This window comes from Desmonostoc vinosum (genome assembly GCF_059505385.1).
The window spans coordinates 1-15,794 of sequence record NZ_JCACKM010000078.1 but is presented as its reverse complement, the minus strand read 5'-3'; the positions used below and the strand labels follow the sequence as shown (position 1 = coordinate 15,794).

11 protein-coding genes are annotated in these 15,794 nt (G+C 39.1%); 4 read left to right on the top strand and 7 right to left on the bottom strand.

Annotated features, from left to right (window positions below; genetic code table 11):
- Window positions 1-80: 80 nt before the first annotated feature.
- The gene (locus tag AC5JMF_RS13575; RefSeq protein ID WP_495796251.1) at window positions 81-245 is read right to left on the bottom strand and encodes a hypothetical protein; all 165 of its coding nucleotides are present in this window, start codon (window positions 243-245) and stop codon (window positions 81-83) included.
- 335 nt (window positions 246-580) lie between these two features.
- Between AC5JMF_RS13575 and AC5JMF_RS13570 the strand changes: the two genes are divergently transcribed.
- The 4 genes from AC5JMF_RS13570 to AC5JMF_RS13555 all read left to right on the top strand — a co-directional run bounded on the left by AC5JMF_RS13570 (window position 581) and on the right by AC5JMF_RS13555 (window position 4,653).
- Window positions 581-3,412, top strand: coding sequence for a leucine-rich repeat domain-containing protein (locus AC5JMF_RS13570; protein ID WP_495796250.1), 2,832 nt, complete (start codon window positions 581-583; stop codon window positions 3,410-3,412).
- A complete protein-coding gene (locus AC5JMF_RS13565) occupies window positions 3,409-3,744 on the top strand; it encodes a DUF6883 domain-containing protein (protein ID WP_495796249.1) in 336 nt (111 codons plus the stop codon). The genes AC5JMF_RS13570 and AC5JMF_RS13565 overlap by 4 nt, the downstream gene beginning before the upstream one ends.
- Window positions 3,745-3,749: 5 nt before the next feature.
- A complete protein-coding gene (locus AC5JMF_RS13560; RefSeq protein WP_495796248.1) occupies window positions 3,750-4,406 on the top strand; it encodes a DUF4926 domain-containing protein in 657 nt (218 codons plus the stop codon).
- 85 nt (window positions 4,407-4,491) lie between these two features.
- A complete protein-coding gene (locus AC5JMF_RS13555) occupies window positions 4,492-4,653 on the top strand; it encodes a hypothetical protein (protein WP_495796247.1) in 162 nt (53 codons plus the stop codon).
- Here AC5JMF_RS13555 and AC5JMF_RS13550 read toward each other — a convergent pair.
- The 6 genes from AC5JMF_RS13550 to AC5JMF_RS13525 form a co-directional block, all read right to left on the bottom strand.
- Window positions 4,650-8,171, bottom strand: coding sequence for a hybrid sensor histidine kinase/response regulator (locus tag AC5JMF_RS13550; protein ID WP_495796246.1), 3,522 nt, complete (start codon window positions 8,169-8,171; stop codon window positions 4,650-4,652). The two genes, AC5JMF_RS13555 and AC5JMF_RS13550, sit on opposite strands and share 4 nt — an antisense overlap.
- A gap of 202 nt (window positions 8,172-8,373) precedes the next feature.
- Window positions 8,374-8,754, bottom strand: coding sequence for a four helix bundle protein (locus AC5JMF_RS13545; RefSeq protein ID WP_495796245.1), 381 nt, complete (start codon window positions 8,752-8,754; stop codon window positions 8,374-8,376).
- Window positions 8,755-8,793: 39 nt separating this feature from the next.
- Window positions 8,794-12,798 carry a GAF domain-containing protein gene (locus tag AC5JMF_RS13540; protein WP_495796244.1) on the bottom strand — a complete coding sequence of 1,335 codons (4,005 nt, stop codon included), beginning with the start codon at window positions 12,796-12,798 and terminating at the stop codon, window positions 8,794-8,796.
- An 81-nt stretch (window positions 12,799-12,879) separates the two neighbouring features.
- Window positions 12,880-13,353 (bottom strand): chemotaxis protein CheW, encoded by a 474-nt coding sequence (locus AC5JMF_RS13535; protein WP_495796243.1) that lies wholly within the window; start codon window positions 13,351-13,353, stop codon window positions 12,880-12,882.
- Window positions 13,354-13,543: 190 nt separating this feature from the next.
- Complete coding sequence (locus tag AC5JMF_RS13530; protein ID WP_495796242.1) at window positions 13,544-13,906, bottom strand: response regulator transcription factor; 363 nt, start codon at window positions 13,904-13,906, stop codon at window positions 13,544-13,546.
- A 172-nt stretch (window positions 13,907-14,078) separates the two neighbouring features.
- On the bottom strand, window positions 14,079-15,281 hold the full coding sequence (locus AC5JMF_RS13525) for a response regulator (protein ID WP_495796241.1): 1,203 nt from the start codon (window positions 15,279-15,281) through the stop codon (window positions 14,079-14,081).
- Window positions 15,282-15,794: the final 513 nt, after the last annotated feature.

Sequence of the window (15,794 nt, the reverse complement as noted above, 5' to 3'; positions counted from 1 at the left end):
CTATAAGCCTTGAAAACTATACCTGTTATTTTGACTTTTCTGTCAATGCGTAAGTCCTAAATCAGTTAAGATAATATTCATCAATAGACTTCTTGCAAAAATACTTGAACCGTCAGAGACTCAAGTCTCTGCCTAATAGCAAAAGTCCGTTGAAACGGACTAAAAATACTGTTATTAGTCGGTTTCAACCGACTAGAATTATCAGCCAGAAAACTTATTTTCTGGCGAGTATCCGACTTTTGCAAGAGGTCTAATAAATTTGCAAAAGTCCTTCTTTGCGTTCTCTTCTCTTCGCCTCTGCATGTTAGCGATCGCGTTGGCGAAGCCTCTCGTAGAGAAGCGGGGCGTAGCCCAACAAAAAAAGATTTATGCAAAGTGATGATTTCGCATTTTTCGCTAATCAGTTAAGTTGATTTCTAGGAAAGAATGTACCAAAACCATTGGTTTCGACTTCGCTCAACCAACTGAGTAGTCGAGAGTTGAGCGAAGTCGAAACTCGTCATCATAGGTATTTTTTTAATTAGAAATCATCTAAGATAATCTTCATCAATCTTCTTTCCTTACCCTTTTGCTTGGAATTATGACGCAGGATGAGTTATTAGTACTGATAGATCGCGCGGTGGCTGAGGGTTGGCGAGAATTAGACTTGTCGGGACAGGAGTTGACTGAGTTACCTGTGGAAATTGGTAAGTTGCAGCAGCTTGAGTCTTTGATTTTGGGAAGGCAGGTTGAAGGTTATGAACTAGTAGGAAACCGCTATCTTGAAAAGGTTTCAGGCAACAATTTAAAAACGCTGCCACTCGAACTATTGGATTTGCCTAATTTGCGTAAATTGGATGTTAGTGGCAATCCTTTAGAGAACATTCCCGATGTGGTAACGCAAATACTACATTTAGAGGAACTTATCTTAATTCGAGTGGAGCTAACTGAAATACCAGAGGCGATCGCTAAATTAACCAATCTGAGGGAGCTTCACCTCAGTTCTAACCAAATAACCCAGATACCAGAGGCGATCGCTAAATTAACCAATCTGAGGGAGCTTGACCTCCGTAACAACCAAATAACCCAGATACCAGAGGCGATCGCTAATTTAACCAATCTGAGGGAGCTTCACCTCCATAACAACCAAATAACCCAGATACCAGAGGCGATCACTAAATTAACCAATCTGACGCAGCTTCACCTCCGTAACAACCAAATAACCCAGATACCAGAGGCGATCGCTAAATTAAGCAATCTGACGCAGCTTCACCTCCATAACAACCAAATAACCCAGATACCAGAGGCGATCGCTAAATTAAGCAATCTGACGCAGCTTCACCTCCATAACAACCAAATAACCCAGATACCAGAGGCGATCGCTAAATTAAGCAATCTGACGCAGCTTCACCTCAGTGGCAACCAAATAACCCAGATACCAGAGGCGATCGCGCAATTAACCAATCTGACGCAGCTTATCCTCCATAACAACAAAATAACCCAGATACCAGAGGCACTGGCTAAATTAAGCAATCTGACGCAGCTTATCCTCTATAACAACCAAATAACCCAGATACCAGAGGCGATCGCTAAATTAAGCAATCTGACGCAGCTTCACCTCCATAACAACCAAATAACCCAGATACCAGAGGCGATCGCTAAATTAAGCAATCTGACGCAGCTTCACCTCAGTGGCAACCAAATAACCCAGATACCAGAGGCGATCGCGCAATTAACCAATCTGACCAGGCTTGACCTCGGTGGCAACCAAATAACCCAAATTCCATTAGAAATTCTTAATTCAAAAGATGCAAAAGAGATTTTTAATTACTTGAGGCAAATTCGCACAAGTGAAACTCGACCATTACACGAAGCCAAACTCTTGCTCGTCGGACAAGGCAGCGTCGGCAAAACATCCCTCATCGAGCGACTAATCCGCAATCAATATGACAAAAATCAACCCCAAACCGACGGACTCAATGTGGAAACTTGGAACGTGCAGGTCGAGAGCAAGAACATCCGCCTCAATGTTTGGGACTTTGGCGGACAGGAAATTTATCATGCCACCCATCAGTTTTTTCTGACTAAGCGCAGCCTCTATCTTCTCGTTTGTAATTGTCGCACCAGTGAAGAAGAAAACCGCATCGAATATTGGCTGAAACTAATCGAAAGCTTCGGCGGACAGTCCCCCGTGATTATCGTTGGCAACAAAAAAGACGAACAACCCCTCGACATCAACCGCAAGGCATTACGCGAAAAATATCCCAACATCCAAGACATTATCGAAACCTCCTGTCAAGACAATGCCGGCATTGATGAACTTTACACCGCAATTGTGCAGCAAATCGCCAACCTCAAAGAAGTCTACGACCTTCTACCTTTGACATGGTTTGAGGTTAAACAACAACTCGAATCCATGCCTCAAGACTTCATCACCTACAACAGCTACATTGGCATCTGCCACCAAAACAAAATTCCCGAAGACCAAAACCAAGAGCAACTCATCGACTTGCTGCATCGACTCGGCTTAGTTCTCAACTTCCGCGATCATCCCATCCTCAAAGATACCAACGTCCTCAAACCCAACTGGGTGACAGAAGGCATTTACGCACTCTTGAGCGATGAAACCCTCAAAACTAAAACCAAAGGCATTTTCACTCACGCCGATCTCACCCACATCCTCAATCCAGAACGCTATCCTACGGTGCGTCACGAGTATCTAATCGGACTGATGAAAGAATTTAAGCTTTGCTTTGCACTAGAATGTCACCCACCACAATTTCTGATTCCGGGACTTTTGCCAAAAGACCAACCAGACGAAACAGAACTAGAAGGCGAAACCCTCGAATTTCAATACCATTACAAAGTTCTCCCCGAAAGCATCATCTCCCGCTTCATCGTCATCACCCACGATAAAATTCATCAGCAACTCTATTGGCGCAGTGGCGTAATGCTTGCGTATCAAGAAAACAACAAAATCTACAACGTTGCTCGCATCAAAGCTGATCCCGAAGACAAAAAAATCTTCATCACCATTAGCGGACGTAAAGAAACCCGTCGCTTATTTCTCGGTATCCTCCGCGATGTCTTTAAAAAAATCCACAACACCCTCCCCAACCTCGAAATCAGCGAATGGGTTCCCGTCCCCAACTATCCCAAACACGAGCCGCTCAAATACTCAGAACTACTCGGACTCGAAGCGATGGGAGAAACCCATAAAGTTATTGGTGAACTCCAGATCAAACTCGATTTACGTCAACTTTTAGATGGCTACGAAGACATTAGAACACGTCAAAATATTAATATAGAAAGAGATGACTCACCTGTTACAGTTAATGTCCATTATAGCGATCGCCGTTCTAAAACCATTAACCAACATGGAGAAGGCGATAATTTTGGTGGCGATCAAGTCAAAGGCAATAAAACAGGATGAAGTTACCCAACTTTGAATTAGCCTTTATTGATTGCAATAAACTCCGTAACTATAGCCTCAACGCCCAACACAATCGCGGAAAGCACAAAGCCAGATTATTTGCCGCTATTCTAGACTTAGATAGCAATGATGCAGAAATTCTGCAAATGCTAATCGAAGATGCGATTCAGAATTATGAAGCAATCCCCAGCCTGTTAGATGAATATGGTCAACGCTATATCGTAGATTTTCCCATCACCCGCAACCAAAACACTGCTAACATCCGCACAACTTGGATCGTCCGCCCCACCGAAGATTTTCCTCGTTTCGTTAGTTGCTATATTTTGAGGTAATGCCCATGCTTGCGACCCCAAATACACTAAATTTATTAGATATTGTTGCTCTTAAAATCCCCTTATCCGAACATAACCTCCTTGCGGGTCAAGTGGGAACCATTGTCGAAATCCTCGCCCCCGAAGTATACGAAGTAGAATTCAGCGATGATGACGGTCAAACCTATGCCATGCAAGCCTTACCAGCCCATCAGCTTCTTAAACTCTATTACAAACCCCTAAAAACTATGTCTAACACCATCAATCAATTCGGCAAAGGCGATAACGTTGCAGGTGATAAAATCCAAAATGATTTCAAAGACGCAACTATCGGAATTGTCGCTCAAAACAAAGCCCAAGTCACAGTCAGCAACCTTAATCAAACAAGTGGCGCAAGCGTAGCAGAACTAATGCAAATCATCAGCACCATGCGCCAAACTGTCGCCCAATTTCCGCCAGAAATCCGCGACGACATCATCATTGATATTGATGATGTAGAAGCAGAAATTCAAAAGCCAGAAAAAGAACGCAATTTACCCAAACTCAAAAAGCGTTTACTAGCTTTAATAACTGCTGCTACTCTAGTCGCTGCCCCGATCGCAGGTATAACAGACTTTACAAATAATATTATGGAAATAGCGGACAAAGTAAACATCGAACTCAAGCTGCCCTCTGCTCAATAGACTTTTATAATTCTAGAGGCGATCGCATAGCTGGAAATAGGGAACAAGGAACAGGTATTTTCATCCAATTTATCTAATAGACCTCTTGCAAAAGCCAGATACTCGCCAGAAAATAAATTTTCTGGCTGATAACTCAAGTCGGTTTCAACCGACTAATAACAGTATTTTTAGTCCGTTGAAACGGACTTTTGCTATTAGGCAGAGACTTGAGTCTCTGACGGTTCAAGTATTTTTGCAAGAAGTCTAATAACTTGATATCATAATTAAATTGCCTAAATTTTCTGCATCTATGTTAACTAAACTCTCTATAGTTGAGAGAAACTCCTTTTCTAAATAAGGCTTTGTTAAGTAAGCAGTTGCACCCAATTCTTTTGCAAGTTGGCGATGTTTTTCAGCACTGCGAGAGGTGAGAACCACTACAGGAGTTGTTGTTAAATCTGGGTTTTGCCGGAGATGGCTTAATAGCTCAAAGCCATTCATGCGTGGCATTTCTAAATCAGAAATAACAACTTGAATTTCTGGATGCGATCGCAACTGTTCTAAAGCTTCGATGCCGTTTTGTGCTTGTATTACTTGATAACCGGATTTTTGCAGAGTCAGAGAGAGAGTTTGTCTAAGACTAATTGCATCATCTACTACTAAAACTACTTTTGGTAATTTATGATTTGTCTCTAGTCGCCCCATCAGCTTTTGTTCTGCGGAAATTTCGTTAGTAGATGCTGTAAGTAAAGGTGCAGACGCAGAAGTTTTTGGTAGCGGCATTACATCTAGTGTTGCTGGTATTTTGTCAGACTCTAATAGCAAATTAGCATCAATTACTAAAATGAGATCAGCATTAGCTAAACTACTACAACCATAAACATATTTTGGAGGAGCGATCGCATTTCCTAAAGGTCTAATTACTAATTCTTGCTCCCCAATGATTTGATCAACTTCTAAACCCAAAATCCCTTGATTTCGTCGTAGTAAAAGCACAGGTTTGTTAGTGACAGCATCTGTATCTATAGCATGTGATTGATTACGTGAGCCAGCATCGCTTAGGAATGAACCGTTATAACTTATCAACTGAGAAAGTTGATAGATACTAACCATCTGATCATCCTTACCTGCGTTCCAATATAAAACTTTTTTACCTTCAAAGTCTTGAATTTGCTGCTCTGATGGAATTAATATTTTTTCAATATTGTCCAAAAGTAAGGCATAAGTAGCACCTCCTGTTTGAACTAGCATTAATTTATCTGTAGTCATAGAAAAAGGAATTTTGAGGATGAATGTTGTTCCTTGATTGGGTGATGAATGCACAGCAATTGAACCATTGAGTGCTTGCAACTGAGAACGCACGATGTCCAATCCAATACCACGTCCAGAAATTTCACTCACTTTATCAGCAGTGGAGAAACCAGGTACAAATATCAAATTTAAAAGTTCTGACTCAGTTGGTTGAGAAAAATAGCTTTTTAGTTGGTTATCAGTCGAAGTATGTTGAAGTTCAACAGCTTTTTTGTGTATATTTTCTAAGCTTAAACCACGACCATCATCTCTAACTTCAATAATAGTTTGACTACCCTGATGATAGGCATGGATTTGGATTAAACCTTGTTCTGGTTTGCTCAACTCACGGCGCTTTTGTGGAGGTTCAATCCCATGGTCAAAAGCATTACGTACTAAATGTAATAATGGGTCATAGAGCTTTTCTGCGATCGCTTTATCTACTAGTACATTTGCACCAAATAGTTGCAATTCCACAGGTTTTGCGTAAACATCACTCAGTTTTTTGACCATATAAGAGAAACGATTCAAGATATTTCCTAAAGGCAACATCCGTGCTTCTACTAAGTTATCAATAATATTTAATGTTAAGCTCTGTTTCTTAGTACTAAAATGAGTAGCTTGTTTTAAAAGCAAATCAAGGGATTCTGCTGTTTCTTGTAGTTGTAATGTTTGTTCGATTGCTTCGTGCAATTGCAAATGAAATTCTGTATAGACATCCATTTCTAGAGAGTCAAATCTCGCAGCAAAATTTTGCGTCTGTTGAAAGGCAAGATTTTGCATTTGTAATGGTAAGTCACGAAGATGATTTAAAGTTGCTTGATGTTTGTCGAATCGCTGTAGTAGTTGCCCCAAAATTTCTTGGGTATGTTCATCATGCAAATTACGTTGTTTTTGGTAAATCAGTAATTCGCCTGCTAGATAATTGAGGCGTTCTAGCCCTTCTATATCTACACGGATAAAAGAATTTTGCTGAGGATTTTTAATAGCAGACGATGGTGATTTCTCTTCTATTGGCTCATTATCTGAAATAACTTCAACAGCTGTTTCTGGGATATCTGTAACTACTTCTTGACTACTAGTTAATAATTCCAACTGAAATTCTTCAGTTTGGTTCGTGATTACTTCATCGTTAAGATTATAGTTCGTCTCTCCTCCCCAAATTGATTCTAGGAGTCTATCTTCAGTTTGAGCAGGTATTTCTTGAATCTCTAGCAGTTTTTGTAACTTAGGATTTTCCAACCAATCTTTTTCTTGAGCTTTCACAGGAGGGTAATTTTTATATTCTTGCGCTAACTCTAATATTTTGATTTTTAATGCTTGAATAGTAGAAATATAGCTATCAGATTTTTCTATAGAGTACTGAAATTTAGCAACTGCCAAAAGAATAATTAAAATTAATCCGTGACGATAAATATTGAGACTTTTACTATCTGAATCATCTTGAATAAAATCTAGAAAGTCTGCTAACCAATTATCGATATATGCTTCTGCATTTGCTTGAGGGATGAGCAAAGTTAAGTTTATATCAGAATAAGAAACTTGTCGTTGGTGATGAAACCATCCGAAAATATAGTGAATTACTTGTAAATAAGAATCAGCAGTTTTTGGTTTAATAAACTCATTATTACTACCAGGCGTAGTTAGAAATTGATAAAATTCTTCTTCATTTAAAGTCGAGTTAGTAATAGATGAGTTGCTTTGTAACTCTGTTTGGATAAATTTTTGTAAGCTGGAAGATGGCTTTCCTCCAGAAGTGCGATCGCCTGCCAATACTGCCTTTCGTGCTTGTTGTAAATCTGCAAGCGCAATATTGGCAATTTGTTGTACCTGATGAGGATTTGATTGTAGTGCTGCCAAAATTGTGAGCGCTAGTTCTCCCAATCCCGGTAAATTTAAAGATGCTGCCAAGCCAGAAAAAACTTCAGCTTGAGATACTAAAAAATCTACAAATTCAGGAGTGTTCGGTGGATGATTAATTGCATCTGCAATGCTTTCTAGACGTTGCTTAACTCCTGTTTCAAAGATTGATTGAACAATATCAAATCCTAATTCTTCAGAAGTAGGTATAGAAGTTTCAGCACCAAAAGCATCACCTAGCTTTTCTTGTAACTGTACAAATATCGAAGTCGCTCGCTGGAGAAGTTCTTCATCATTAATTGGATTGCCTGTTAATTCAGCATTTAATGCTAAACGAAGACATTCATAAGCTTGCATTAAAAATGTTTGTAATTCGATATCAATAATTACATCTGGGTTGTATAAAGCCTTAAAAATATCTTCCAAAGAGTGGGCTATCATCTGAATTACATCTAGCCCAACGTTAGCAGCTCCACCTTTAATTGTGTGAGTTGCTCGCATTAAATTATGAACTGTCGCAATGCTATATCCTTCAGATAAGCTAAATAACTCTTGCTCAATAGTTTGAACTAGTTCAGGAGCTTCAGTCAAAAAATAACCGTAGCCTTGTTCACGAATTGCAGCGTCTGTAATCATGGGGAGTAGGGAGTAGGGAGTGGGGAGTGGGGAGTGCTGACAGGTGTAGGTTTTTCATATTCAGTCTGAAAAAACCTATTTTTTCGTTCCGAAATCTTTCTCCGTGTCCCCGCGTCCCCGCGTCAACCAAAACGCGAAATCTAAAAAACCTACCCATAAAAGGAGTGGGGAGTGGGGAGTGGGGAGTGGGAAATATTGAAATTTATGATTTATTTTCTAAAGAACGAATTAGAGCGCGGAGTAATTTTCCTAGAGATTCACATTGCTTCAAAACAGGAGTGATTTCCTGGATACTTGTAATTTTCACTTTGGCTCTAGCTGATAGCAATAGGTGAGTTTCTAGCTCTTTAAGAGAGCCTTGGGCTATTCGTAAAAATTGTATGTAATGTGCGCGAGACTCTCGCCCATAACCCTCAGCAACGTTGGCTGGAATTGACGCGGCTGCTCTACGAATCTGTAAAGTCATTCCATAGATTTCCTCCTTGGGAAATGTCATTGTTAACTGATAGCAAACTTCGGCTAAGTTCATACCTTCTTGCCAAACTTTTAAATCTTGATAAGAGCGAATTTCAGAATTTACCATTTCTTATTCCCTACTCCCTACTCCCCACTCCCTACTCCCTTAATTCACTTTAAATTGACTGGCATTTGCTAATAACTCTTTTGCCATTCCTGATAATTGTTGAAATACAGTAGCAATTTCTTGAGATTCAGCAAAAGTTTTGTGAGAAATTTCTGCGACATCTTTCATGGCTTTAGTTACTGTTACAGATTGTGTCATTTGTGTTTGTGTCGTTTCAGTAATCTGTTGAATTAGCTGACTAATTTCAGCAGTTGCCAAAACGATCGCATTTAAATTCTGCTTGGTTTCACCAACAAGATTTGTGCCTTCTACTACCTGTTGAATACCTGTTTCCATGGCCACTGCTACCTCTCCAGTTTCGCCTTGAATCTCCTGGACTAATTTTTCAATTTCAATCGTTGCTGCTGCTGACTGGCGAGACAAAGAACGTACTTCATCAGCCACCACTGCAAAGCCTTTACCATACTCACCAGCACGAGTGGCTTCAATGGCAGCGTTGAGGGCTAGTACGTTGGTTTGGGTGGCAAAGTTACTGATTAAATTCACCACTTTAGAGATTTTTTGCGAAGATTCACTCAGACGCTTAATCTTTTTACTGGTTTGGGCTACAGTTTCGCGAATCCCTTGGATGGCTTGCACCGTCAGGTTCATTGCGGTATCACCAGATTCTACAGTGCGGTTGGCTTTTTGCACTGCTACTTGTACCAACTCAGCGTTAGTCACCACTGCTTGAGTGGAGTCTACCATCTGTTGCATCTCGCCCAAGGCGGCGCTAATTTCTTCAGATTGCTGCTTGGCTAACTGTGTTAGTCCCGTGAGAGAAGCATCGCTGTCACTAGAAGTTTGAGCAACTTGTTGTACAGCTACCTGTACCTGAATCACAGTTTGCCGTAGCGCTTGCAGGGTATTATTATAAGCATCAGCGATCGTACCTAGCTCGTCTTCTGTAATTGGCGCACGTACTGTTAAGTCACCGTTGAGTGCAGGTCTGACGGCTGCTAATAGTTGCATACATCTTTGTTGCAATAATTCCTTAGCTGCTTTCTCTCGTGTGGCGGCGGCTTCTAATTTTGCCGACTGTGTTTGTAGTTGCTGGAGATACTCAGCTTGCTGCAAAGCTACGCCAAATTGAGCAGCAATTTGTTTAACTAACTCAATTTCTTGCTCTTGCCACTGCCGTGGTGCGCTGCACTGATGAATACACAGTAAACCCCAAAGTTCACTACCCTTGATTAAGGGCACAATTAAATTAGCTCGGACTTGCAATTGGGTCAGAATCTCAACGTGACATTTGGTGAAATTGGCGTTGTAGATGTCTGTAACAGCTTGAATTCGACCCTCTCGATAAGCAGAAGCATAGTCTTTACTGAAACAGTGGTCTTTGACTTTTTCTTTGAGAACAGAACTATATCCAGATACTACATCTTCGGCAACAAATACCCCTTCGTCATAGCCAGATTCACGCAAGAAACAAAATACACCCACACGTTCTGCATTCAATAGGCGACGAACTTCGTTGGCTGTTGAACGGAAGAGTGTATCCAAGTCGGAAGTATCGCGGATACGTTCGACAATTTTGGATACAATTTGCACTCGTTGTACAGATTGTTCTTTTTCTTGTGACTGTGCCTGCAATTGTTGCAGATATTCAGCTTGTTGTAAGGCTAATCCTAACTGGTCGCCAATGCGTGTCAGTAAGCTGACTTCTGAATCTTCCCATGTCCGTGGGCCATTGTTTTGAAAACTAGCCAACATTCCCCAGAGTTTTTGTCCTTGAAAAATCGGGACGATCGCATATGCTCTGGCTTCGTATTGTTCTAAAACCTCAATGTAACATCTGGAGAATTCTGCTTTGTAGATATCAGCAACTATATAAGCTTTGCGATGACGAAATTCTCCGCCTTGAGTGGCTTTTAAATAGGTATCTGTGTGAGCTTTACCTTTTGTTTCTGATTTACTGCTTTGGATCAGATTTTGCATAGCATCGCAAACACTGACGCTTTCTTGCAAGTTCTCGATTTTATCCTGTTTGTCTACCAAAGAAGACCAACCATTACCTACAGATTCTGAAACAAACAAGCCACTCCAATCTGAGTTGAAGCGATACACTGCTACCCTGTCGCTGTTGAGTAGCGATCGCACTTCTTTGGTGGTAATAGTAAAGATGGTATCAATATCGAGAGATTGTCTGATTCTATCAATGATTTTGGCGACAGTGCGATCGCGTTCTGCGGTTTTTGCTACTTGCTGAGATTGTCGCTGCAATGATTGAAAGGTTTCTGCTTGTTGCATAGCTGCTCCCAACAACACAGCTACTTGAGTCATCGCATTAACTTCAAACTCTTCCCAGTGTCGGCTTTCAGTGTGTTGATAGCTAGCTAGCAATCCCCAGAGTTTATCTTCTTTAAAAATGGGGATAGTCAAATAGGCTTTAGCTTCAAATTGCTCTAAAAGTTCCATGTAGCAAGGAGGAAACCCAGCTTTATAGACATCATCAACAACAAAACTAGTTTTCTGTTGATAACGACCTCCTTGATTTTCTTGCAAGTAGTTATCTTTAACTTTGTAATATTCGCTCAAGTTGCGGATAGTACTACAATGACCATTTTCTTGTAGAAGTTCTCGATCAAAATCTTTTTCTTTAAAAGGTATCCAGCCTTTAGCAATTGATTCAGCTATAAACTCACCGCTCCAGTCAGGATTAAAGCGATAAACAGCAGTACGATCTACTTGCAATAATCGCCGGACTTCAGCAACTGTTGCTTGGAGAATGCCCTCAAATTGCAAAGTTCCTGTCACTTTTTCTGTCAGTGCTTCGCCAATTTTGCGGGTGAGGGTAATCAAATTGCGTTGGCGTTCTGTGGTGCGAGCTAGTTGTTGAGATTGGGTTTGAACTTGTTGAAAATATTCTGTTTGGGAAATACCAACACCAAAATGTACAGCTATTTGGGTTAATAAGTTGACTTCCCAATTTTGCCAATCACGAGTTCCTGAATTTTGATATGCTGCCAGCAAACCCCACAATTTTTGTCCAGAGAATACCGGAACAGTTGCATATGCTTTGACTTCAAATTGCTCTAACATCTCAACATGGCACAGAGAATGGCCTGCTTTATAGATGTTATTAACAATCAAATTTTCATGATAGCGATAACGTCCGCCTTGAGTTTCTTGTAAGTGGGTATCTTCCCAAACGGTTTTGATATCTGGCCCTACCAATCTTTTCCAACCACTTGCTACCGACTCGGCTATATATTCACCAGTCCAGTTAGAGTTAAAGCGATATACTGATACGCGATCGCATTGCAATAATTGCCGTACTTCTTGAGTAGTCGTGTGAAAAAGATCGTCAAGATTTGACAATCGTTGAATTTTATCGATGACTTTGGCGATCGATTTTTGTTCTTGTGTTTGTTGTTGCAGTTTTCTTTGGAATTCAAAGTGCTGCAATCTGTGAGTTAGTTCTGTGGTAATTTGAGATAGTTGACTAATTTCTGCTTCTAACCATTCCCGCTGTGAGGAACAATTATTTACCGCTAGTAAGCCCCATACTTTACCATCAACAATAATAGGTAAACTTAAACTAGCCTTAATTTGAAATTTCTCTAGTAGCTGCTTTTGATAAGGTGTAAGTTGTATCTGATTGATATCGTCAATAGCTATAGGTTCTAAATGGTCTTGACTGGCATGTAAGCCAAAAATAATACTAGGAAGATTTTCACCTAGCGCAGGTGTCCAAGCTGTTGTTCTCGATTCTGCTAAGACAATACCAGATTCAGAGCTATTAAATTGGTAAATTAAAGTGCGATCGCTAGCAATTTTCTCTCGAATTTGTGCCACAGTAACTTTAAATAGCGTATCTACATCTGTGGCTTGACGCATCTGACTGGCAATAGCTTGAAACTGCTGTCGCCAAACTTTAAATCTCTGAGAAATCGCCTTCATATCAGAGTTTTCTTGACTAGATTTTGCCTGATTTTCTACTTTTTCTGTATCAGACGACCAATGTCCATTTTCAAAAACATTTTGACGCGAATCTGTCATAACACACACCTAAAAATTTATTGTGATTAATTAGAGCTATTTTTCACCCTTCTCAGGAAAGGTAAAGATTGTTACTAAACGTTAACTATGAATTTTCCACATGGAAGATTGGATAATTTTTGTGGCATCTAAATTAAAAATCATTTGTTCCGCTGCATTGATAAAGTATCCCAGCAAAAAAGGAGTCATGACTGGGTAAAATGATTCACCAGATAGAGATTTCATCTGCTGAGTATCTAACAACTCAATATCCATTAGTTGCCGTACCAATAACCCCAAATATTTGCCTTCGCTTTCTAATACAATTGCCATCATTTTCGAGAGAAAATTTGACCCTTGTAATAAGGATGAATAGCCTAGCATTTCTTCTAAATCAACTAACCAAAGCATTTCACCACGCCAGTTATAGATGCCTAAAACACAATTAGGCATCTGAGGAACACCACATATTTCTGTCAGCGATACTTGCAAAATTTCTGTAATGTTCTGTAATGAAATTACAGCTGTGTCTTTAACTCCCAAGTGAAAACTTAAAAATTTCTGCTGAGTTTCCAAATTGATTTATCCTTTGTCATTGCTTGCTTTTAGTCAGTTTATACATAATGAATATTTGCAGCATCTGTGTGAGTACAAGTCAAAACATAAACAGGTTTCTTAACCCACTTCATACTCCCTATTTTCAAAATAGTTTTTTATGGTAGTGGTAGGATTTCACAACCAAATATAGAAAAAGATCCTGACGCTATTATCGAAGTAATTGTCTTAAAATTATAATCAATTCTTCCTTGTTTATCGGTTTAGAAATATAAGCTTCAGCTCCCAACATATTACCCCAAATTTTATCTACATCACTATTTTTAGTAGAACATAAAACCACGGGTATTTTACTAGTGTTGGGGTTGTCTTTTAACTCTCGGCAAATCTCAAAACCGCTTTTTCCTGGTAAAATAATATCAAGAAATATTAGGTCTGGCTTAATTCTACCTATTTGATTTTGAGCTTCTTCACTACTTTTTGCACTTATTACGGAATAACCTGCCTGTTGTAAGTAACAGCTAAGGATTTCCATATCAGTCAAACCATCTTCAACAACTAAAACAGTATTCATACTAATTACCCTTTATATTCTTCTGAAAGAAGAACTATGTAAACATAAACTGTTATTTTTATCTAATTTTGATGCAATCTTTATATACAAACCTCAGAAAAAGTACTTAATAAACATAATTTGAGACACGCTATTTTAAAATAGAAAAATTTCCCAAATGAATGAGTATGCTTTAATTCAAACCCTCTAAATTAGATGCACTCTTGCTTGAAAATAAAGGATGTGTAGGTAAATACTTACGTACTATACTTATAACTTTATCAGCCACTACGGGTTTAGTAAGAAAATCAGTAGAACCGACTACCTTAGCACGAACTCTATCTATAAGCCCATCATTACCTGTCAAGATAATTACTGGCGTGTTGACAAAGTTAGGAATTCGTCGTAACTGAGTGCAGATTTCGTAACCGCTAGCGACTGGCATAATCAAGTCTAAAAAAATCAGATCAGGTTTATTTTGAATGAGAATTGGTAAAGCTTGTACAGCATCTTGAATTCCGATAAACCTTAGTCCTTGAGAAGTGATAATCTTCTCTAATATGTTACCGACTTGAAGACTATCATCAACACAGGCTACTAATAGCGCATCTGGTTTTTTTAATTGTGTAGTTGTAGAGTTTTTGTTGCCTTCAATGATTGGTAAAGGAAAATCAGATATTTCTACTAATTCGATGATTCCTTTCAAGATATAAGGAAGCAAAGAACGCGTAACTGGTAATACACTCTGCTTCATTTTCACTGCTAAATCTCGCAGAGTATATTTACCATTGATTAAATTTACTAAATTTTTGTAGACAAATGGACTTATTTGCTGTTGAAGTTGTTCGGGTCTTCGCAAAACTGGCGATAAGTTAGGAGAAAAATTTGCTAAACCAGCTTCTGACCAATTCTTCCACGAGTCTTGCATGAGGTTTAAAGACATGTCTGTATTCGTGAAACTCATTGGTGCTTCTAAAATAGCTTCTTGGCTGCGAGTGCAACTTACAGAGGTAAAATTAACCTGTTGGGCTAGATCAAAAAACAATTCTGCTATTGTGTTTTCAACAATAGTATTCATTTGTTCACGGGTAATTTTCTGTTTTTTATAAAATATTTCTAAGAGATGATAATCCCAGTAATCAATGGATATATCTTGCGATCGCAACTGCATTTTATCAACATCAATCTGTGAACTATTTTGAGCTATGTGCCTACGCCAGCGTCGAAAAGGATGAGTTCCACCAGTTGCCCAAACTATCCTCCCTAGACGATAGTAAAAATTACATTGATATCCTTTAGTACTTTTAATATTTAATTTCCCATTATATTGAGTATTAGTACAATTTTTAAATTCATTAAGCAAATCATTTGAAAACATCATTTCCGACTGAGCCATTTTTGTTCCTTGTGTTAAGAAGCATCTAAGGATAAAAGAACATAAAACTTGTGGTAAATTGTGTAAAGTTTTAATCCATTAACATTTAATAGTTATATTTGGCATCCAAAACACCTTATACTAATTCGTAATTCGTAATGACGCTCGAGGACTCGCTCTAAGCGAAGCTATGCCGCAGGCTTTACGCTGCGCTAACGTAATTAATAAACTATTATTTAGTATGGGTTTCGGAGTTTGAATGTGTAGCCGAATTTTAGAGAATTGGTCTAAAACCAGCAGAAGTATGATCAGCGAAAGAGTTATTTCACTGAATAAATTAAAAATCAGTAGTGCCATACTATACTAATAACTCTGAATCTAAATCATATCCGTATAAATTCTGATTTATCTCTGCAAAAGATTCAGTGTTTCCTAGATATTGCTGATTTAGAATAATTAAACAATAAACAATAGACCTTTTGCAAAAGTCGGATACTCGTCAGAAAATAAATTTTCTGGCTGATAACTCAAGTC